General features: G+C 34.9%; 22 protein-coding genes, 1 tRNA gene and 1 other annotated feature. Of the genes, 2 read left to right on the top strand and 21 right to left on the bottom strand.

The window, feature by feature from the left end; genetic code table 11:
- Window positions 1–70: 70 nt before the first annotated feature.
- Window positions 71–189 (bottom strand) — a sequence feature (ribosomal protein L10 leader region).
- A gap of 36 nt (window positions 190–225) precedes the next feature.
- The 12 genes from rplA to cysS form a co-directional block, all read right to left on the bottom strand.
- On the bottom strand, window positions 226–924 hold the full coding sequence (rplA, locus tag ACS3UD_RS03150; RefSeq protein WP_308137808.1) for a 50S ribosomal protein L1: 699 nt from the start codon (window positions 922–924) through the stop codon (window positions 226–228).
- 55 nt (window positions 925–979) lie between these two features.
- Entirely contained in the window at window positions 980–1405 is a 426-nt protein-coding gene (rplK, locus tag ACS3UD_RS03145; protein ID WP_213927180.1) for a 50S ribosomal protein L11, read from the bottom strand.
- A 47-nt stretch (window positions 1406–1452) separates the two neighbouring features.
- Window positions 1453–1980: a transcription termination/antitermination protein NusG gene (gene nusG, locus ACS3UD_RS03140; RefSeq protein WP_213927181.1), complete on the bottom strand. Its 528-nt coding sequence runs from the start codon at window positions 1978–1980 to the stop codon at window positions 1453–1455.
- A gap of 17 nt (window positions 1981–1997) precedes the next feature.
- Complete coding sequence (gene secE / locus ACS3UD_RS03135; protein ID WP_213927182.1) at window positions 1998–2210, bottom strand: preprotein translocase subunit SecE; 213 nt, start codon at window positions 2208–2210, stop codon at window positions 1998–2000.
- Between the two features lie 20 nt (window positions 2211–2230).
- Window positions 2231–2380: a 50S ribosomal protein L33 gene (gene rpmG, locus ACS3UD_RS03130; RefSeq protein WP_019227378.1), complete on the bottom strand. Its 150-nt coding sequence runs from the start codon at window positions 2378–2380 to the stop codon at window positions 2231–2233.
- Between the two features lie 498 nt (window positions 2381–2878).
- A complete protein-coding gene (gene tuf, locus ACS3UD_RS03125) occupies window positions 2879–4072 on the bottom strand; it encodes an elongation factor Tu (RefSeq protein WP_308137803.1) in 1194 nt (397 codons plus the stop codon).
- Window positions 4073–4114: 42 nt separating this feature from the next.
- Window positions 4115–4190 (bottom strand) — tRNA-Thr (locus ACS3UD_RS03120).
- A 131-nt stretch (window positions 4191–4321) separates the two neighbouring features.
- Window positions 4322–4975, bottom strand: a complete 654-nt coding sequence (locus ACS3UD_RS03115) for a sigma-70 family RNA polymerase sigma factor (protein WP_308137809.1) — start codon at window positions 4973–4975, stop codon at window positions 4322–4324.
- A 204-nt stretch (window positions 4976–5179) separates the two neighbouring features.
- Entirely contained in the window at window positions 5180–5698 is a 519-nt protein-coding gene (locus ACS3UD_RS03110) for an NYN domain-containing protein (RefSeq protein ID WP_308137810.1), read from the bottom strand.
- Between the two features lies 1 nt (window position 5699).
- Window positions 5700–6428 (bottom strand): 23S rRNA (guanosine(2251)-2'-O)-methyltransferase RlmB, encoded by a 729-nt coding sequence (gene rlmB, locus ACS3UD_RS03105; protein ID WP_374049883.1) that lies wholly within the window; start codon window positions 6426–6428, stop codon window positions 5700–5702.
- Entirely contained in the window at window positions 6415–6885 is a 471-nt protein-coding gene (locus tag ACS3UD_RS03100) for a Mini-ribonuclease 3 (protein ID WP_374049884.1), read from the bottom strand. The genes rlmB and ACS3UD_RS03100 overlap by 14 nt, the downstream gene beginning before the upstream one ends.
- Window positions 6867–8288: a cysteine--tRNA ligase gene (gene cysS / locus ACS3UD_RS03095; RefSeq protein WP_308137811.1), complete on the bottom strand. Its 1422-nt coding sequence runs from the start codon at window positions 8286–8288 to the stop codon at window positions 6867–6869. The genes ACS3UD_RS03100 and cysS overlap by 19 nt, the downstream gene beginning before the upstream one ends.
- A gap of 171 nt (window positions 8289–8459) precedes the next feature.
- On the opposite strand from cysS, the gene ACS3UD_RS03090 reads away from it, so the two are divergent.
- A complete protein-coding gene (locus ACS3UD_RS03090; RefSeq protein ID WP_308137812.1) occupies window positions 8460–9869 on the top strand; it encodes an N-acetylmuramoyl-L-alanine amidase in 1410 nt (469 codons plus the stop codon).
- Window positions 9870–9936: 67 nt separating this feature from the next.
- Here ACS3UD_RS03090 and ACS3UD_RS03085 read toward each other — a convergent pair whose 3' ends face one another.
- The 4 genes from ACS3UD_RS03085 to thrC all read right to left on the bottom strand — a co-directional run bounded on the left by ACS3UD_RS03085 (window position 9937) and on the right by thrC (window position 14061).
- Window positions 9937–11148, bottom strand: coding sequence for a patatin-like phospholipase family protein (locus ACS3UD_RS03085; RefSeq protein WP_308137813.1), 1212 nt, complete (start codon window positions 11146–11148; stop codon window positions 9937–9939).
- Window positions 11149–11157: 9 nt separating this feature from the next.
- Entirely contained in the window at window positions 11158–11595 is a 438-nt protein-coding gene (locus tag ACS3UD_RS03080; protein WP_308137814.1) for an ACT domain-containing protein, read from the bottom strand.
- A 29-nt stretch (window positions 11596–11624) separates the two neighbouring features.
- The gene (thrB, locus tag ACS3UD_RS03075; protein WP_308137815.1) at window positions 11625–12503 is read right to left on the bottom strand and encodes a homoserine kinase; all 879 of its coding nucleotides are present in this window, start codon (window positions 12501–12503) and stop codon (window positions 11625–11627) included.
- Window positions 12504–12576: 73 nt separating this feature from the next.
- A complete protein-coding gene (gene thrC / locus ACS3UD_RS03070) occupies window positions 12577–14061 on the bottom strand; it encodes a threonine synthase (RefSeq protein ID WP_308137816.1) in 1485 nt (494 codons plus the stop codon).
- A 209-nt stretch (window positions 14062–14270) separates the two neighbouring features.
- Between thrC and ACS3UD_RS03065 the strand changes: the two genes are divergently transcribed.
- Window positions 14271–15422 carry a 1-deoxy-D-xylulose-5-phosphate reductoisomerase gene (locus tag ACS3UD_RS03065; RefSeq protein WP_308137817.1) on the top strand — a complete coding sequence of 384 codons (1152 nt, stop codon included), beginning with the start codon at window positions 14271–14273 and terminating at the stop codon, window positions 15420–15422.
- A 175-nt stretch (window positions 15423–15597) separates the two neighbouring features.
- Here the strand turns inward: ACS3UD_RS03065 and ACS3UD_RS03060 are convergent, their stop codons facing one another.
- The 5 genes from ACS3UD_RS03060 to ACS3UD_RS03040 all read right to left on the bottom strand — a co-directional run bounded on the left by ACS3UD_RS03060 (window position 15598) and on the right by ACS3UD_RS03040 (window position 20038).
- Window positions 15598–15870, bottom strand: a complete 273-nt coding sequence (locus tag ACS3UD_RS03060; protein WP_308137818.1) for a YlmC/YmxH family sporulation protein — start codon at window positions 15868–15870, stop codon at window positions 15598–15600.
- 124 nt (window positions 15871–15994) lie between these two features.
- Window positions 15995–16768: an RNA polymerase sporulation sigma factor SigG gene (gene sigG, locus ACS3UD_RS03055; protein ID WP_308137819.1), complete on the bottom strand. Its 774-nt coding sequence runs from the start codon at window positions 16766–16768 to the stop codon at window positions 15995–15997.
- Window positions 16769–16829: 61 nt separating this feature from the next.
- The gene (sigE, locus tag ACS3UD_RS03050) at window positions 16830–17552 is read right to left on the bottom strand and encodes an RNA polymerase sporulation sigma factor SigE (RefSeq protein WP_308137820.1); all 723 of its coding nucleotides are present in this window, start codon (window positions 17550–17552) and stop codon (window positions 16830–16832) included.
- The gene (locus ACS3UD_RS03045) at window positions 17530–18423 is read right to left on the bottom strand and encodes a sigma-E processing peptidase SpoIIGA (RefSeq protein WP_308137821.1); all 894 of its coding nucleotides are present in this window, start codon (window positions 18421–18423) and stop codon (window positions 17530–17532) included. The genes sigE and ACS3UD_RS03045 overlap by 23 nt, the downstream gene beginning before the upstream one ends.
- Before the next feature lie 262 nt (window positions 18424–18685).
- Window positions 18686–20038, bottom strand: coding sequence for an FAD-dependent oxidoreductase (locus tag ACS3UD_RS03040; protein WP_308137822.1), 1353 nt, complete (start codon window positions 20036–20038; stop codon window positions 18686–18688).
- Between the last annotated feature and the right edge of the window lie 111 nt (window positions 20039–20149).

Here is a 20149-nt window from a genome sequence, read left to right as displayed (position 1 = left end):
GTCTAACTACACCTCCTTATAAAAATTGCAGTCCTGTTCACAAATTTATTCCATCCTATGGAATTATCCGGAACACATAAAAAAATCTCTCCGCAGACGAAGAGAAATTGATTTATTAGTTCTCACCTCGGTCGGATATTTAAGCTATTTTACAGCACCAACTGTCTGCGGTATTTATTTAATTGTCGATTAATTTATCAATTTAAGATAGTTCCAAAGCCGATACTATTCAGATACTTTTGACGTATTAACTTTTAGTCCCGGTCCCATTGTGCTAGCAACAACGCAGCTTTTCATATATTTACCTTTAGCTGCAGCCGGCTTAGCTTTAGCAATCGCCTGAACCATTGTTCTAATATTGTCAACCAATTTTTCTGAACCAAAAGATTTTTTACCTACAGGAACGTGAATAATATTTGTTTTGTCAAGTCTGTATTCAACCTTACCTGCTTTAATCTCCTGAATAGCTTTTGCTACATCAAATGTAACTGTTCCTGATTTTGGGTTCGGCATTAATCCTTTTGGACCTAACACTCTACCAAGTCTACCTACAACACCCATCATATCAGGAGTTGCTATAACAACGTCAAAATCAAACCAGTTTTCTTTTTGAATTTTATCAGCTAACTCAGCTTCTCCTACGAAATCTGCTCCGGCGTCAGTAGCTTCTTTAGCCTTGTCGCCCTTAGCAAATACCAATACACGAACTGTCTTTCCAGTTCCATGCGGAAGAACTATAGCTCCTCTTACTTGTTGGTCTGCATGTCTTGAATCTACACCTAATTTAACGTGCAATTCTATTGTTTCGTCAAAATTAGCTTTTGCTGTTGCAAGCATCACTTCCACAGCATCTTCTAAATCATATAATTTCAATTTATCAATTGATTTTATACTGTCTTGATATTTTTTTCCTCTTCTTGGCATATCATTAACCTCCTTAGTGGTCAAACAGCCTTTAGGGCCTCCCACAGTGCCATTGTTATTTTTCTACTGTAACGCCCATACTTCTTGCAGTACCTGCTACTAAACTCATAGCTGCTTCTATTGTATTAGCGTTTAAATCCGGCATTTTAACTTTAGCGATTTCTTCGCATTTTGCCTTTGAAAGTGTTGCTACTTTCTTTTTGTTTGGTTCTCCTGAACCGCTTTCAATTCCAACTGCTTTTTTAATTAGAACTGCCACAGGCGGAGTCTTTGTGATAAATGTAAATGATCTATCTTGATAGACAGTTAATACAACCGGTATAATCATACCTGCCTGATCAGCTGTTTTTGCATTGAATTCTTTACAAAATCCCATAATATTCACGCCATGAGGTCCTAAAGCTGTACCAACCGGTGGAGCTGGAGTAGCCTTTCCTGCTGGTATTTGCAGTTTTACTATAGCTGTTACCTTTTTAGCCATATTGTTGCACCTCCTTCATACGAAACGCATGTATCTATTGAAAAGTATTACACTCTTTCAATCTGTTCATAATCAAGTTCAATAAGAGTTTCTCTTCCGAACATTGATACAAAAGCTTTAATTTTTCTTTTTTCCTGACTGATGCTTTCTACAGCACCGATAAAGTCCTCAAAAGGTCCTTCTTTTACCTTGATGGTATCTCCAGGTACAAGTTCAATTGCAGGAAGCCTATCAACAACACCAAGTGCTTTTACTTCTTCATCTGTCAATGGAACGGGTTTGGATCCAGGACCAACAAAGCCAGTCACACCTCTTGTATTTCTTACAAGATACCAAGATTCATCAGTCATTATCATTTTAATTATAACATAACTCGGGAACATTTTTCTTTCTTTCATTTTCTTCTTGCCGTTTTTAACTTCTGCAACTTCTTCAACCGGCACTCTGACTTCGAAAATAGTATCCTGCATTTCTCTGTTTTCCACTAATTTTTCGATATTTGCTTTTACTTTGTTCTCATGTCCCGAATATGTATGAACAACATACCATCTTGGTCCTTGTGATTCTTGCTTCATACCCGAATTACTCCTTCTTATACAATCAACGCAACCAAATTTTGGAATATGAGATCTAGTCCCCAAATTACAAGTGTCATAGTAAAAGTAGTAGCCAGCACTACAACGGTATAATTTGTTAATTCCTTTTTAGTAGGCCAATTAACTTTTTTTAATTCTGCTTTTACGCCTTTAAAATAATTACTTACACGAGCTGTAAATTTTGGTTTTTCATTTTCTCTATTTGACATTTACCAACACCTCAATACGGTTATTTTGTTTCCTTGTGAAGAGTATGTTTTTTACAGAATTTACAATATTTGTTCAACTCTATTCTTTCAGGGTTTTCTCTTTTGTTTTTTTCTGTATCATAATTTCTTTGTTTGCACTCTGTGCAGGCCAGTTTAACTGCTACTCTCATTTCAACACCTCCAGACCCTTATTAGTTAATAAGACTCATTATCCAATATAAGATATCACAAAACAATTTCACTGTCAATAATTTTATTTTTATGATTACCTTATTTTTACAATTAATTCATAAAATTTTTATCCACTAAAAAAAGCTCCTGCAAAGCAAAAGCTTTTTTAAAAAATTACAGTTTATTTTACAATATTGTTTCTAAGTTGTCAATAGTTTTTTTGAAAAAACCGCTCTGAAAAATAGAGTTAGGGCTTCGCGCAGTTTCGTTCACCAATTCATTTGCTCGCTTTCGCTCGCATTAATTGGGAACTCATTGCGAAAGACCTACCGCTATTTTTCAGAAAAAACCGCTCTGAAAAATAGGGTTAGGGCTTCGCGCAGTTTCGTTCACCAATTCATTTGCTCGCTTTCGCTCGCATTAATTGGGAACTCATTGCGAAAGACCTACCGCTATTTTTCAGAAAAAACCGCTCTGAAAAATAGGGTTAGGGCTTCTTATTTTATTATACTTGTAACAACACCTGAACCAACTGTTCTTCCGCCTTCTCTGATAGCGAATCTCAATCCTTCTTCTATTGCTATTGGGTGGATTAATTCTACTATAAATCTTGCGTTATCTCCAGGCATGCACATTTCTGTTCCTTCTTCAAGGTCGATCTGGCCTGTTATATCTGTTGTTCTGAAATAGAACTGTGGTCTGTATCCGTTAAAGAATGGTGTATGTCTTCCACCTTCTTCTTTTGTTAATACATAAACTTCTGCATTAAATTTTGTATGTGGTGTTATTGTACCTGGTTTTGCTAATACCTGACCTCTTTGGATTTCATTTCTCTGAATTCCTCTTAACAGTGCTCCGATATTATCTCCTGCCTGTGCCTGATCAAGTAATTTCTTGAACATTTCTACACCTGTACAAACTGTTTCTGCTGGCTCCTCTGCTAATCCAACTATCTGGATTTTATCCTGTACCTTCAGAACTCCTCTTTCTACTCTTCCTGTTGCAACTGTTCCTCTTCCTGTTATTGAGAATACATCCTCTACAGGCATTAAGAACGGTTTATCTATGTCTCTTTCTGGAGTTGGTATCCATTCGTCTACCGCTGCCATTAATTCGATAATTTTGTCTCCCCATTCTCCTGAAGGATCTTCAAGAGCTTTTAATGCTGAACCTTTTACTATTGGAGTGTTGTCTCCATCGAATTCATATTCAGATAATAATTCTCTGATTTCCATTTCTACCAATTCGATTAATTCTGGATCATCTACCATATCTTCTTTGTTTAAGAATACTACTAATCTTGGAACACCAACCTGTCTTGAAAGAAGGATGTGCTCTCTTGTCTGAGGCATAGGACCATCAGCTGCAGAAACAACAAGTATTCCTCCGTCCATCTGTGCTGCTCCAGTTATCATGTTCTTTACATAGTCAGCATGGCCTGGGCAGTCAACGTGTGCATAGTGTCTGTTTGCAGTTTCATACTCAACGTGTGATGTCGATATAGTGATTCCTCTTTCTCTTTCTTCCGGAGCCTTATCGATATTATCAAATGCTACGCTTTCTCCTGTGCCAAATCTATCATGCAGTGTTCTAGTAATTGCCGCTGTTAATGTAGTCTTACCATGGTCAACGTGCCCAATTGTTCCTATATTAACATGGGGCTTACTTCTTTCATATTTTGCTTTTGCCATATTTGCTTCCTCCTGGAATATTTAATATAGTTTTTATTTAGTTGGAGCTTACGAGCAGACTCGAACTGCCGACCTCTTCATTACCAATGAAGTGCTCTACCGCCTGAGCTACGCAAGCATTATGTCAAATAGTCTAAATTTGTCAATGTAAATTATACCAACAAAAATAAAATAAATCAATAGTAAAATTAGGATAAAGAATAATTGTATAACAACGGGGTAATAATGGCTAAGTAATCAGCTTTAACATCACATATCTTTTAACAGTTTTTTTCTGTTGCAGATGATCTTTTTCTTAGCTCTATGGAGCGCATTGTCAATTGATTTTATATTTCTGTTAAGTGTAGCCGAAATTTCTTCATAAGACTTACCCTTCCCATATTCAGCCAGTACAATCCTTTCAAAATTACTTAATATTTCTGAAGTGACACTGCTGTATTGATTTTTTTCTTCTTCATGTATCAAAACGTTTTCTGGATTACTATTTAAATCGGTATATTCGTTCGCCAGAATAATTTCTTCTACTTCATTTGAAAAATCGTAGAAGGAAGTATTTCTTATTATCATCTCATAAGACTTAGTCTTTCTTATAGCAGATATTATCTGCCTTCTTATGCATATCTCGGCATATGTTCTAAAACTGCTCCCGTTACCCTCGTCATAGCTGTTCATGGCGTTTATTAGCCCTATCATAGCTTCCTGAAATAAATCATCGATACTTCCTCCAATAATAAAAAAGGAGCTTGCTATTCTCTTAACTATAAATGAATACCTTTTAAACAAACATCTTTCTGCTTGTTCATTGCATTCTTTAATCAAGCATATAAGCTCTTCGTCAGAAAATTTGTCATATTCCTGTTTATAATAATTCAAATTGTTATAAATGCTAATTGAACTTATCATATATACACTCCGCCGCTATTAATAATATCTTATAAATCCTTATTGAAATTATAATAAACAGAGCAGAATATATCCTCCACTATCTATAGCTTCAAAAGTTGTTTAGCTTTTTAAGCAGAAGATAAATCATCCCCCCAAAACTATGTTAAAATTTATACGTGTTTCAAGAAAATTATATTAATATTTACATAATATGTCAAGACGCTAAATGTTTCTTCTGATTTTTTCAAGCTTATTCAAAGTTTCCTTGTCCAATATTTGGTCAATATTTGTTCCCTTTTGTTCTCTTTTGTCGGTTTTTGTCCTAATATCTTTTTTTGTTTTTTCAAGTTCAAGAAGCATTTCCTGAGCAGATATCCTTGTTCCGCCACGAGCCAGTACGATTTGCTGAATGGCATTATCTGACGTGGCAACCTGCACAATTTCGTAGCGGCCTATTTTATCCAACTGTTTTTCAATATAGCTGTCAGCAGTTTCATGCTCCCTTGTATACACAACCTTAACCCCAGCTGTTGTTTCTATTTTTTCGATACTTCCCTTTACAAGGTGAGCATCAAAGACTACAATCACCTTTATTCCTCTGTAGGCCTGATACTCAACTAGAAGTTCAATAAACTTATTTCTGCTGTTAGCAATATTTTTTGATATATCCTTGTAATACCACCACTGATTTATAACATTATAACCATCAATGAATAGATATTCTTTTTTTGTTCTAGACATTTCAGATTGTCCTTTGCTTCATTATTTCATATATAATTACAGAAGCGGCACATGATGCGTTCAATGAATTAATTTTGCCTTTCATTGGAATTTTCACAAGATTATCGCATTTTTCCTTAACCAGACGACTTATCCCAGAGCCTTCGCTTCCTATTACAAGACCTACAGGAGAATCAAACTTTTCCTCCCAAACCTCTTTTCCGTTCATGTCTGCACCGTATATCCACAAGCCCTTTTCTTTTAATTCATCTATAGCTTGGCTAATATTTGTAACTCTGGCAATTGGGATATATTCAACGGCGCCGGCTGATGATTTTGATACAACACCGTTGACCTGCGCAGCTCTTCTTTTTTGTATTATTACCCCATGTGCTCCCATGCACTCAGCAGTACGCACTATTGCACCAAAATTATGAACATCTGTTATACCGTCAAGAATTATAACAAAAGGCTTTTCACCTTTTTCTATGGCGCAGTTAAGTATATCGTCAATTTCCTTGTACTCATATTCCATGGCTTCTGCAATTACTCCCTGGTGTCTTTTGTTCTCACTTAATCTGTCCAAGGTAGACTTATCAACATTCTTTACAATTATGTTTTTATTCTTGGCAAGCTCGATTATTTTCGTTAATGATCCTTGAGCAGCTTCCCTGCTAACTAAAATTGTATCTATCTGCGCATCACTTCTCAACGCTTCAATAACCGGATTTCTTCCTTCAATTATCCTCATGTTTTTCATCCTTTTCATCTATTATTTCTATAATTTTATTAAACAAAAAAATCAGCCTGTCAATATTATTGCTTAGATACAGGTATCCAAGCAGTGCTTCAAAGCCTGTTGCATACCTGTATTCCATTAGTTCTGCATTTTTGGGCGAAGATGTAACCTTAGCATTTCTTCCCCGCTTAACTATTCTTTTTTCTTCCTCGCTAAGCTCGCTGTCAAGCTTATTGATTAAATATGCCTGAGCATTAGCCTTAACAAATTTTACTGATAGTTTATGCATTTTATTCACATTTACATCCCGGCTGTGAATAATATAGCTTCTGACCATAAGTTCATAAACCGCATCACCCGCATATGCCAGCTGTGCAGGCGAATACATCAAATGGTTTTCTTTTGGTATTTTTTCATTCATTTTTTTCAAGAATTCATTTTCTTTATTTTCTAATTTATTTTTTTCCAATTTACACCCTGTCTTGTATCTTCCAACGCTATGCCCTTTTCTAAAAGTTCAGCTCTTATCTCATCAGCCAATTGATAATTTTTATTTTTCTTTGCTTCCTGCCTCTTAGCTATCATTTCCTCTACATATTCAACCATATCATCATGAATTTCTTCCACTTCATCTTCTTTTAATAAATCCAATGATAGAACCTGATCAAAGTTCTCAACCAGCTTAATTTTTTCCGCATTATTAATGTCCTCTGATTTAAGCATATTATACAGTATTGTAATTGCATTTGCCGTATTTAAATCATCTTCAAGGCAGCTCTTGAACTCTTCTTTAAATTTATTAGCTGATTCTGATAATTCTACACTGCTCAAGTCACTTCCGGCACTATCCTTTATTGCTTTTACCCTGCTCTTTAACTTCATATATGCGTTTTCAGCTGATGCCAGCGAATCAAACGAAAATGCAAGTTGCTTTCTATAGTGAGAATTCAACACAAAATATCTGTATGACAAAGGTTTATATCTCTTTTTTTCAACCAAAGAAAGAGTCAGAAACTCGCCTCTCGATTTGCTCATTTTCCCTTCCTGGTCAATTAAAAATTCTCCGTGCCACCAGTATTTTACCCAAGGTTTTCCAGTATAACTTTCTGTCTGAGCAATTTCATTAGTGTGATGCACAGGAATATGATCAACGCCGCCGCAGTGAATATCCATCTCCTCCCCAAGATTCTTAAGGCTTATTACGGAGCATTCAATATGCCAACCCGGATAGCCAACTCCCCAAGGAGAATCCCATTTCATAGCCTGGTTTTCAAATTTTGACTTTGTAAACCACAGAACAAAGTCCTGAGGACTTTTTTTATGTATATCTACTGAAACGTCTTCTCTGGAAGCTGTTTTAAGCTGATCCAAATCCATCCCAGACAACTTTGTATAATCATCTACTTTAGTTATATCAAAATATACATTGCCATTTGCAATATAAGTATAACCCTTTTCTTCTAGACCTTTTATAAACTCTATGTAGTCTTTTATGTAGTCAGTTGCCCTAGCCACCACATCTGGATTTTTAATATTGAGCTTTTCAATATCGGAAAAAAAAGCATCCATATAGTACTGTGCTACTTCCCACACAGTTTTATTTTCTCTTTTTGCTCCCTTGAGCATCTTATCCTCACCTTCGTCTGCATCCGACTCCAGATGCCCAACATCGGTTACGTTCATTACTCTCTTAACGTTGTATCCCAAATATCTCAATGTTTTTACCAGTATATCTTCATGTATGTACGTCCTTAAATTTCCCAGATGCGCATAATTGTATACAGTAGGTCCGCATGTGTACATTTTTACCATTTTTTCATCTATAGGTTTAAAATCTTCGATAGATCTTGATAAAGTATTATAAAGTTTCATTCGAATCTCTCCCCAATTTTTATTCTATTTTAGAATTATTATATAATACAGAAATGATAGTATCAAGCTATTTTTTACCATTGCATCTTCTAATGTAATAATACTGTAACGGATAACTTGTCGAAAAATGTTAGTATAATGTTATTATGAATATACACAAAGGGGGTCGGCATGAAAAAAACACTGTTCACGATTATCATCATTTCTATTCTTTCCATTTCTACTGCTTATGCGATGCAGGTTGGCTATACGAACATTAATGGCATTGCGCTGTACAAAAATACTGATTACACATCAGCCGTCACAAAAGCATTGGACTTAAACACTAAGCTCAAAATTATAGATAAAAAAAACGATTGGTACAATGTAAAAACAGACTCGGGAACTGAGGGATGGATTGAAAAATATTTCGTTACCGTACCTGCGGAAAAATATGTTGTTAACAATACCTCTTATAAAGTAAATGTTCGCACATCTGCCACAACACTTTCCGAAAATGTCGGACAACTTGTACCGGGAGAAAAGGCAAAATACATAGATACATATCACAGCTGGCATATAATAGAATTTAATGAAGAAGAATGTTATGTGGCAAGCTGGCTTACTGACATAGAATATGAGGCGTCTTCTCAAATATACCTGCTGTATGACAAAATTAACATTCGTGACAAAGCAAGTACAAACAGCAGTGTAATTGCAACGGGAAACAGATATGACTCATACGAAGTAATCTCTGAAAAAAATGGATGGTTCCAGATAAAAACTCCAGAAGGGACAACCGGATATGTAGCCGGCTGGCTCACAACTTACAACAAAAATTATTATTCCGAAAGTAATATGGAATACAAAAGAACCACAGATGATTTGAATATCAGATCAGGCCCTTCCATGGAACACGAAGTAGCAGACGTGCTAAGTAAAGGCTCCATAGTAAAAATAGTTGGGGAAGAAAACGGGTGGAATAAAATCATTTCAGAAAACGGTATAGTTGGGTGGTGCTACTCCTATTACTTAAACGAGGTAAATCCGCTGGCTGGAAAATCCATTCTAATTGATCCCGGTCACGGCGGAAAAGATCCCGGAGCAATAAGTTATTCTGGAAAATATGAAAAGTATATTAATCTTGAAGTTGCGGTAAATTTGAAAGCAGTTTTGGAAAATATGGGAGCAAAAGTCTACTTAACAAGAACGGGAGATTACTACATAACAAACAAAGAAAGAGGAAAAATGGCAGATACTCTTGGTACAGACATACTTTTGTCAATACACCACAACGCCCTGGACAATAAGGATTATTTTGGACTGTCAACGTACTACAACACAATAAAATACAAGAGCCCATCTCACGGATTCGACCTAGCAAAGGCGATTTATCTTAATGCTGTAACTATTAACGGAGTGTATAGAGATGGAATTCTAGACAGAAACTATGAAGTGCTTAGAGAAACAAATACGCCGGCAGCCCTTATTGAAATCGGATTTATGACCAATCCGCAGGAGGAAATGAATATATACAACGGAAGTTTTCAGAATATAATGGTTCAGAAAATAGCTAATGGTATCGTTGATTATTTCAAATAATGTAAAAAAGATTCTTCACTTACTCCAGTGGCTTTACCATTCTGATGCAAGATAGAAGAATCTTTTTTTATAAGAATAGTTCGCTGAATATTTCAACCATAAGGTCTTCCTTTACAGCCAGCGACAATATTTTATTGTGTTTAATGAATGAAGGCAAATTTTTCGTATAGCTAATTGGCTTTTCTCTGAATGCTTTTATTGTCAGATTAAAAAATTCCAATGAATCATACATCTTAAACCTTTCTATTCCTACCTTTTCAGCTATAGATTCGAAAAATCTTATGCATATATCCTCATAATCAGCTCTTCCCTTCATATCAAGTATGTTTTCAATTCTAGGCATAATTTTTTCGAACAGAACCCTATCAAAACTTGCATCTCCAAAACCAAGTGTCTCAGCAATTTTTTCGATCTTGCTTCTGTTAGTTAACATATAATTAAGAATCAGCTCTATAAAACTACCCTCGTGAGGAATGCAGTAATATTTAAATCCCTTCAGCTTTTTAAAAACTTTCATTGTATCATAGTATCCAAGTTTTATGAGCTGATCAGCTTTTTCTCTGTTAAAATCCAGCGCTCCTAACATACCGCCCAAACTTCCTTCAGCCGGCTGCACATATGTAATTTTTATGTCCTTTTCTCTTACTCTTCGAACAACTCCCATAGCCATTGTTCGCACAGCAATTATATCCTTGTAACCTTTTTTATATAGCAAGCCAATAGGAAGATTATTATAAAATCCTCCATCCAGATATTTTTTGCCATCCATCTCTTCAATTCTGAAAGCAGGCAAATTTGCACTTGCAATTAAAAAATCTATAAGTTTTCCCTTAGGGATGTCATCCTTATAAAGCTCCAAAGGTTTTTTATCTGTTAAATCAACCGTTACAATTCCAAAATCAACCTTTGAATTTCTGATAACATCTTCATCTATATAAGTATCAAACAATTCACGTATCCTAGATGTATCCAGCCCTCGATTATTTAAAATTTCTCTGGACTGATGAAGAAGATATGAAAAATTTATTTCTTGCAGATTAAGCTTTCTCAAATCCTTAATTGCTTTTTCGTCTATATCAAACAATTCATAGGAATTGATGCCGTACCAAACCTTCTCCAATAAATTGTAATCTCCCTGAACCATCATTGCACCATTTATGGCACCTATTGATGTTCCAGCTATTCCACCTATTTCTATGCCAAGCTCCTTCAGCGCTTTAAAAGCACCGACGTGGTATGCACCTTTGGCGCCTCCGCCCTCTAAAACTAATCCATACATTTTATTTTCCTACTCTATAGATAATAATTTTACAGCACTTACACCCTTGATCTTCTTGAGTTCTGCAATTACATCATCGACTGACCTGCTTATATCAGATATATCCAGAGACAGATTAACAGACGCTTTTCCATTTATGGGAATACTCTGGTTAATTGTAAGAATATTGACATTTTCTGAAGACATGCAGTTTAGCACAATTGACAACACTCCTTTTTCATGCTTGAGCATCATGGATATGACAGCCTTTCTTCCAATTGAGTTTTCCGAAGGAGAAAAAACATAATCCTTGTACTTATAATAAGTGCTTCTGCTTATACCGACCATTTTGACTGCTTCACTGATGCCTTTAACATTTCCGTTGTTTATCAAATTTCTAGCTTCAATAACTTTTTCATAAACATCAGGTAAAATTTTCTTGCTTACTATCAAATACTTCCTTAACATATGCCCACCTCTTGAGTTTATATTTTGAATTAATATTCTATTATTACACCTTCTTTATCTGCCGATAAATACTTTATTTCCCAATTATATTTCAAATTCATTATACTATGTTTTATAGCATTTGTAAAATCTGAGTTTACAATAATATTCATCAATGTCGGTCCTGAGCCGCTTATAAAAAACGCAGAACTTCCGTTTTCCCTGCATATTTTTTCAACGTCTTCAAACTCATGTATCATAGCCTTTCTGTATTTCTGATGAAGAACATCCTTTAATGCAACATTGATAACATCAATATTTCCTTCCTCCAATGCTTTTAAAAGCACTGCCGTCCTTGAAACATTAAAAATCGCATCCTGGAATGGTACATCCTTTGGCAGAAGCTTCCTTGCCTCACATGTAGATGTTTCAAAATCTGGTATAACAGCGCAAAATTTTAGCTTCTCGCTAATGTTGTAATGCATGCTGAACGGAGTTCCACCATCCATTATTGATGCCGTAAGTCCGCCGTAAACCGCAGGCGCTATATTATCAGGATGCCCTTCAATATTTACTGCAATTTTGAAGAGTTCATCCTTAGACAGCCCTCCTTTTAGAAGTGCATTCGCTCCAAATACCCCCCCCACAATACATGCAGAGCTGCTTCCAAGGCCTCTTGAAACAGGAATGTTTGTATTCATACTTACCTTCAGGCCTTTAACTGTTCTGCCTATTTCTTCGGCAGCTATCATAAATGATTTATAGACTAAGTTGTCTTCATTTATATATTTTTCCGGGCAGCCTTCAATAATAAGGCCTTCATTTATTTCTTCAAATCTATATATGTTGTACATATTAAGTGCAAGCCCTAACGTATCAAACCCTGGGCCCATATTAGCCGTAGTTGCTGGAACTGTTACTTTAATCATTTTATCTCCTTGCTGCAGCCAATCACAAACAATGCATATAACATCGTTATTCTGGCTATTTATAACGAAATTTCTATTCTGCTATTTTTTTTACGAAATCTTCCATTTCTCCCTTTTCACACACTGCTGTATGGATTACCTTCTTGTTTTTCAGCCCCCTTAAATTGTTGGGAATTGAAACTCCTGTTTTCTTAAAAAGTTCCTCCATTATTTCAAATTCATCCTTGTCAGACTTACCGTACAAAGACTCATAAACACTCCCTGAAAATTTGTAAGGGCTTGCTGTAGACATAATTACACTTACAGTTTTGTCCTTCGTTTCTTTCTTGTAATCCTCAAGTGCTTTGTACGCAACAGCGGTATGAGTATCTAGAAGATAACCGTAATTTTCAAATGTTTCCTTAATTGTCTTTTCAGTATCGCTTTCAAAAACACATTCAGCATAAAAATAATCTTTTATCTCTTTTTTAATTTTATCAGACACTTCATACCTGCCCTCTGTGCTTAGCAGTTCCATAAGCGATTTAACTTCTTCATTATTCTTACCGCTCATGTAGTATAAAAGCCTTTCCAAATTGCTTGAAACTAATATATCCATGGAAGGAGATATTGTTTTATAAAATTTCCTGTTCCTATCATAAATCCCTGTTTTTATAAAGTCATATAATACATTATTTTCATTAGAACCGCATATTAGCTTGTTAACAGGTAGCCCAAGCATTTTTGCATAAAATCCGGCCAATATATTGCCAAAGTTTCCTGTTGGGACTGAGAAATTAACCTTGTCCATCATTTTTATTGATCCTCTTTCCACAAGTTTCATATAGGAATAGAAGTAATATACTATTTGAGGAACCAGCCTTCCAATATTTATAGAATTTGCGGAGGAAAATATTTTGTTGTTTTTCTTGAGCTCGCATATAAGACTTTCATTTGTAAACATCTTTTTTACGCCTGTTTGCGCATCATCGAAATTTCCTCTGATTGCACATACGTAGGTATTGTTTCCTTCCTGTGTTACCATCTGCGTCTTCTGCACTTCGCTCACTCCACCTTCAGGGTAAAACACGGCTATTTTTATTCCATCAACATTTTTAAAACCCTCTAGTGCAGCCTTTCCTGTATCTCCTGACGTTGCAGTAAGTATTATTACCTCATTGCTAATATTATTCATCCCATATGAAGCAGTCATCAAATGAGGAAGTATGGAAAGCGCCACATCCTTAAATGCCGACGTTGGGCCGTGGAATAGCTCTGTGATATAATTATCTCCAACCTTTGCCACAGGTGCAATTTCATCTGTACTAAATTTTCCCGTATATGCTTTATCAACGCATTCTTTAATTTTATCTTTCGAAAAATCATCCAGCATTTCCTTAAGGATAGTCTCAGCCATTTCCTTATAACTCATATCCTTAAGTTTTTCTATATTAATTTTTATGCTTTCCAGATTCCTCATTACATATAGACCACCGTCATCAGCAATGCCTTTTAGAACTGCAATAGATGCCGATGATTTTAAATTTGAATTTCTTGTACTTTCATAAGCTTGAAACATCGTTTCCTCCGTTGTCTTTCTAATAATATTCTATGATACACTGTTCTTGAAATTATTACAAGTGTTTTTTAAAATAAAACAAAACTAATACAAAAAATATTTTGTGCAGCACCTTTTTAGTAAGCTTAAAAGTTCTGGTTTTCAAGGACTGCAATCTATGATAAAATGACTTCAAACATATTTAATTACTAGGTTTATGAGGTGCCGAAATGAAATATATAAGTATAATTGGATCTACTGGTTCAATAGGAACACAAACATTAGATGTTGTAAGAGAACATACGAATGAGCTTAAAGTATGCGCCATATCAGGCAATACTAACATAGAGCTTCTTAAAAAACAGATAATCGAATTTGATCCTGAAATTTGCTGCGTAATGAACCCAGAAAAAGCAATGCATCTTAGAGACATTCTCCCATCTGATGCAAAGACTGAAATTGTCCATGGAATGGAAGGGCTCATTGCTGTTGCAGAACTTCACAAAAGCGATATACTGGTAACCGCTGTATCGGGAATGATTGGTCTCAGGCCAACCACAGCCGCAATAAAAAAACATAAAACTATTGCATTGGCAAACAAGGAAACACTGGTTACAGGCGGCAGCTACATAATGAATCTTGCCAAAAAATATAATTCTCCAATCATCCCTGTTGACAGCGAGCACAGCGCAATTTTTCAAAGTCTGATGGCTAATGACAAAAAATCAATTAACAAAATAGTTCTGACAGCCTCAGGCGGACCTTTCAGAGGAAAAAACACCGAATTTTTAAAAAGTGTAACTATCGAAGATGCATTAAAACACCCTAACTGGTCAATGGGGAAAAAAATAACAGTTGATTCTGCTACATTAATGAACAAAGGACTTGAGGTTATTGAAGCTAAGTTTTTATTTGACGTTAAACCTGAACAAATAGAGGTTGTCGTTCATCCGCAAAGTATAATTCATTCAGGAATTGAATTTATAGATCATTCAACAATCGCACAGCTTGGCCTGCCTGATATGCGGGTTCCAATTCAATTTGCTCTGTTTTATCCTGAGCGCGTCAATAACAGCTACAAAAGTCTTTCCCTAACTGAAATAGGAAATTTGACTTTTGAAAAACCAGATATTCAAACATTTAAATGTTTGGAACTCGCATTTAACGCATTAGCTGAAGGCGGTACAATGCCTGCAGTACTAAATGCTTCAAATGAAATATGCGTCAACTTATTTCTAAGTAAAAAAATAAGTTTCCTCGACATAGGAAACATTAATGAAAAAGTAATGCTTTCACACAAGCCTTATGAAATTGATTCTGTTGAATCCATTTTAGAAGCAGAAGAATGGACAAAAAAGAGGATTATAGAAATTATAAACTAACATACATTAAAGACATGAAAAGTCAGGCTGTTGGAAAAATTAAGCCAAATCAAAGCATACTGCTGTCATACTTACTATGTGCGTGAGGATATTGTTCATAGCAGCCTGATAATTTTTTTTCGTCAGCCTGAAAAACCTGTTGTTCTATTTTTTAAGTATTTTATAACTTTGAAACCTATTCAAGCATATCTTTTATCGCCCTGTTGTTTATATCATCATCAACATTAACTATTACTACATCCATACCTATTTTTAATATCTCTTCCCACTTCACTCTTTTTGCTTTTGATTTTCCAAGCATCCCCATAAATTTACCGGCTTCTTCTATGTAAAAAGCCTGAATTTTACCTGCTTTTGTATCTATTTCTACATCGTCAAACCTGCCCATAATTTCACCATTTTTTATATTAACAACATCTTTCTCCATCAAGTCCCAGTAATTAGTCAACGCTTCCACCACCCTTATAAAATAATGCCATTTATTTATAGAGTATGTACACTTTCTTTTATTTATGACATATCAAATAAAAAAGGATTCATGATTGCCACAAATCCTTCATATTTAATTTATACTACTTAAACCCTTTTTTAAGCTGTGTCAAGGCAGATTTTTCGAGACGAGATACCTGAGCTTGAGATATGCCTATTTCTTCGGCAACCTCCATTTGTGTTTTGCCTTTGTAAAAACGCATGTCAACTATTTGTCTTTCACGGTCAGATAAATTATTTATACTGTCCTCCAATGTTATTTTCTCAATCCATTTCTCGTCTATGTTTTTTTCATCTTTTACCTGATCCACTACATAAAGTGCGTCTCCGCCGTCATTATATATGGGTTCAAACAATGATATGGGCTCTTGTATAGATTCCAGAGCAAAAATGATATCTTCCTTATCCACCCCTATTTCATTAGCTATTTCCATTATTGTAGGCTCCTGCGAGCTACCGGATGTAAGTCGTTCTCTGGCCTGCAATGCCTTATACGCTGTATCTTTCATTGATCTGGAAACTCTTATGGAATTATTGTCTCTTAGATACCTTCTTATTTCTCCTATTATCATTGGAACAGCATATGTAGAAAACCTTACGTCAAGAGACAAATCAAAGTTATCAATGGCTTTTATCAGACCAACGCAACCGATTTGAAACAAATCATCAACAGGTTCATTTTTAGAGTTAAATCTTTGAATTACGCTTAGAACTAATCTTAAATTTCCTTTAATAAACTGATCTCTAAGCTCATTGTCGCCTTCCTGTATTTTCTGTATCATACCTCTCATCTCAGATGGCTTGATTGTTGGCAATTGAGAAGTATTAACGCCACATATAACTACTTTGTTCATCATCTTCGTTTTTCCCCTTTAAAAATATTATCCCCCTTAAAAATTATTTCCCGGTATATGCTTTTTATACTGCCTTATTGATTTCCTTTTTTAGTCTATTAAGTATTTTCTTTTCAAGGCGAGATATGTAAGATTGAGAAATTCCAAGCATATCAGCTACTTCTTTCTGTGTAAAACTCTTTGAATTATTAAGCCCAAAACGCAATTTCATAATTGTATATTCTCTTTTATTTAATTTTTTGATTGAGTCATTTAAAAGGTTTAAATCAACTTCATTTTCCATATCTTTAAACACAATATCTTCTTCAGTCCCTAAAATATCAGACAGTAAAAGTTCATTTCCATCCCAATCAATATTCAATGGTTCATCCAGTGAGATTTCTGTCTTTGCCTTTCCCACACGCCTTAAATGCATCAAAATTTCATTTTCAATACACTTTGAAGCATACGTTGCAAGTTTTATATTTTTCTCAACTTTAAATGTATTAACTGCTTTGATAAGTCCAATTGTTCCTATGGATATTAAATCTTCTACATTAATACCGGTGGATTCAAATTTCTTGGCCAAGTATACAACCAGCCGTAAATTATGCTCAATTAATATTGTCTTGGCATCTTCCGAATCTTTTAGTTTAGATATTATTTTCTTTTCCTCTTCCTGGGATAATGGAGGCGGCAGTGTATCACTTCCTCCTATGTAAAATACATCCTGTGCAAATCCCAGCTTATCTATAAAAAAGTTAAATATTTTTTTCAAAAAATCTTTAACGTGATTTAGCAAGCTCATTATTTTGTTCCATCTCCCATTCTAGTATTTTGTTAAACAACAACGCGTCGTAATCCTCCTTCTGACTTATTTTTTCAGGATATATTCCAATAACAGCATTAACATTAGCAATTTCATCATGCTTACTTTTAATTTTCAAATTATCTGGAGTAAGTATAACCAACTTTTCTCCCTTGCTGCTGATTGTATTATATCTGATTATCTTTAATTTCTTGTTGCCATACTCATTTAAAAGTTTTTCATAGTTGCATTCTTTTTCATTATAAAAATGTAAAATTGCTTTATATAGTTCTTCACCTAAAATATTTCTTATACTGTTAATATTAGTTACCATTACAGGTTTTCCTGTCATTGGGTCTACAAGTTCATTACCTGTGTCTATAAATGCATTTAGATTTTTTTCACATTCTCCGATTTTTATTGTTACTGTTCTCATATAATTGCTTTTATCAATTCTACTTTTAACTTCTCTAAAAAAGAAATGCAATGCTATGTATCCCAAAAATAAGGATATTATAATTGCATTAACAGTTAACCTATCATATGTCAGATAATATAAGGCAGTTATGACACCCACCATTATCAATGATATTATGTAAAAACAAAGCACAACCCTGATGGTATTAAGAATTCCTTTCGAGTCAAATGCTATTGTTAACATCAAAATGGAAACACTGAATTTAACAATAAATCCGATCATGAAATCTTTGCTAATATAGGCTGCCAATATAACATATGCCGCGCCTACAATAGATGCGGCAACCAGCCTCTTATAGACAATTACTTTCTTAATAAGCTTACCTGTAATAAACAGCAGTATAAAATCAATTAGAAAATTTTCAGCGAAGACATATTCAACATAATAAACCATATATACCTCGCATAGTTATTAATAGTGGTAGTTTACTTACCTCCCATAAATAACTCTTATTGATACATTACAGGCGAAAGAGAGGTATTCCGCCTGTAATAAAATAAAAATAGCTGGTAGAACCGCATGTTTATTTAAGCAACTATGATATTCATTATAATGTACTTAACAAAAATATTTTGTCATAACCTGTCTTTGAAAATAAAAAAAATGCATGGTTTATGAATATGTCCATGCATTTCTATATAGCATTGTTATAAAATTATGATTTTATTTTTTCTATCATTTCTTCCATATTTTTGCTTTTTTCAAATCCTTCTGTCAAAGCAACAGTTTTAGAGGTATCTCCTATGAGTATTCCTCCTGCCAGAATTTTGTTTTTGAAATAAAGTTTTTTGAAATTATTTCCATCAAATTCCTCATAAGTTTCATATTCAGTATTAGGATCAGATCCAACATCTCCTATTGAAAACACCTTAGTTCCAAAAGCATTCAGTGTTGTTGAAGGGATAATTGTATTGTATATGTAGTTTCCGCCTGCTGCATTAATGCCTGCTGTTTTCCCTTGTTCAATTGCTTCACTCCAAAGTGCATAATTTATCCCGTCATACTCTGCGCAATCTCCGCAAGCATACACGCGATCAACACTTGTTTCCATTTTATTGTTTACGACTATTGCCCTTTTAATTTCAATTCCGTTTTCTTCCGCTATACTGCTGTTTGCTCTTACACCTGTTGAAACAACCACAACATCGGCGTCTACAGTTTCACCGTTGTCCAAAAGGATTCCTTTTACCATACTATCTCCGGTAATTTCCTTTGTACCAATACCTTTTTTAAAAACTATTCCCGCTTTTTTTACAATGTCCTCTAAAATTTTGGAAGCCTCCGGATCAAGTTGTCTTGGAAGAATTCTGTCTGCAACCTCAACAACCGTCACATTAAGCCCTAAATTTTTCAGCTCGTTTGCAATTTCAAGTCCAAGAACCCCTCCACCTATAACAGCTCCTGTCTTTTTATCCTTTGCATATTCTCTTATAGCCTTGCTGTCTTTTGCATATCTTAATGTAAACACACCATTTTTATCTCTTCCTGCAAAAGGAGGCACGAATACCTCTGCACCAGATGCTATTATCAGAGTAGTATAATCCAACTCTTCTTTATCATTCATAATTACTTTTTTATTCTTAACATCAATGTGTGCTACTAGTTTATTCAATAATAGCTTAACATTGTTCTCCTTAAGCCATTTATCATTTTTAATCTCTAGCGATCCTACATCTATGCTTTCATTGCCCAGCATCTTGGAAAGCTGAGGTCTGTAGTATCCCTTCACATCCTCTTTAGAAATAATTGTAAGCTCGCACTTATTATTTCTTTTTCTTATCTCAGCAGCAGCGCTCATTCCGGCACCGCTAGCACCTATAATGACAATTTTTTCATCGCTACTTGATTCGACCAACGTATCATCCTCAGTATCTTCAAGCTTTACAAAGTATTCAGGGCCTACACCGCACACCGGGCAGGTCTTAGGCGGTTCAACACCTTCAACTATTTCACCGCATACTGTACACTTCCATTTGTATACCTTCGACTTTTCACTATTAGATAACATATTTCCTCCTAAAGATTTCATAAAGTTTTGCTAAGATATGTTATACCCTTTTTTTAAAGTACTTAAACGCCACATTTTTTGTTTCAATAATTTTCTATTTATAAAATAGGT

It is taken from the genome of Sedimentibacter sp. LTW-03 (assembly GCF_052059825.1).
In the GTDB taxonomy this organism is placed as follows: Bacteria; Bacillota; Clostridia; order Tissierellales; family Sedimentibacteraceae; genus Sedimentibacter.
Note: the sequence above shows the minus strand (reverse complement) of the source record. Positions and strands in the feature narration are given on the sequence as shown.

Excerpts from the sequence above, each read along its gene's own strand:
- rplA (WP_308137808.1), bottom strand. The coding sequence starts at position 924 with ATGCCAAGAAGAGGAAAAAAATATCAAGACAGTATAAAATCAATTGAT.
- rplK (WP_213927180.1), bottom strand. The coding sequence starts at position 1,405 with ATGGCTAAAAAGGTAACAGCTATAGTAAAACTGCAAATACCAGCAGGA.
- nusG (WP_213927181.1), bottom strand. The coding sequence starts at position 1,980 with ATGAAGCAAGAATCACAAGGACCAAGATGGTATGTTGTTCATACATAT.
- secE (WP_213927182.1), bottom strand. The coding sequence starts at position 2,210 with ATGTCAAATAGAGAAAATGAAAAACCAAAATTTACAGCTCGTGTAAGT.
- rpmG (WP_019227378.1), bottom strand. The coding sequence starts at position 2,380 with ATGAGAGTAGCAGTTAAACTGGCCTGCACAGAGTGCAAACAAAGAAAT.
- tuf (WP_308137803.1), bottom strand. The coding sequence starts at position 4,072 with ATGGCAAAAGCAAAATATGAAAGAAGTAAGCCCCATGTTAATATAGGA.
- ACS3UD_RS03115 (WP_308137809.1), bottom strand. The coding sequence starts at position 4,975 with ATGATAAGTTCAATTAGCATTTATAACAATTTGAATTATTATAAACAG.
- ACS3UD_RS03110 (WP_308137810.1), bottom strand. The coding sequence starts at position 5,698 with ATGTCTAGAACAAAAAAAGAATATCTATTCATTGATGGTTATAATGTT.
- rlmB (WP_374049883.1), bottom strand. The coding sequence starts at position 6,428 with ATGAGGATAATTGAAGGAAGAAATCCGGTTATTGAAGCGTTGAGAAGT.
- cysS (WP_308137811.1), bottom strand. The coding sequence starts at position 8,288 with ATGAAACTTTATAATACTTTATCAAGATCTATCGAAGATTTTAAACCT.
- ACS3UD_RS03090 (WP_308137812.1), top strand. The coding sequence starts at position 8,460 with ATGAAAAAAACACTGTTCACGATTATCATCATTTCTATTCTTTCCATT.
- ACS3UD_RS03085 (WP_308137813.1), bottom strand. The coding sequence starts at position 11,148 with ATGTATGGATTAGTTTTAGAGGGCGGAGGCGCCAAAGGTGCATACCAC.
- ACS3UD_RS03080 (WP_308137814.1), bottom strand. The coding sequence starts at position 11,595 with ATGTTAAGGAAGTATTTGATAGTAAGCAAGAAAATTTTACCTGATGTT.
- thrB (WP_308137815.1), bottom strand. The coding sequence starts at position 12,503 with ATGATTAAAGTAACAGTTCCAGCAACTACGGCTAATATGGGCCCAGGG.
- thrC (WP_308137816.1), bottom strand. The coding sequence starts at position 14,061 with ATGTTTCAAGCTTATGAAAGTACAAGAAATTCAAATTTAAAATCATCG.
- ACS3UD_RS03065 (WP_308137817.1), top strand. The coding sequence starts at position 14,271 with ATGAAATATATAAGTATAATTGGATCTACTGGTTCAATAGGAACACAA.
- sigG (WP_308137819.1), bottom strand. The coding sequence starts at position 16,768 with ATGATGAACAAAGTAGTTATATGTGGCGTTAATACTTCTCAATTGCCA.
- sigE (WP_308137820.1), bottom strand. The coding sequence starts at position 17,552 with ATGAGCTTGCTAAATCACGTTAAAGATTTTTTGAAAAAAATATTTAAC.
- ACS3UD_RS03045 (WP_308137821.1), bottom strand. The coding sequence starts at position 18,423 with ATGGTTTATTATGTTGAATATGTCTTCGCTGAAAATTTTCTAATTGAT.
- ACS3UD_RS03040 (WP_308137822.1), bottom strand. The coding sequence starts at position 20,038 with ATGTTATCTAATAGTGAAAAGTCGAAGGTATACAAATGGAAGTGTACA.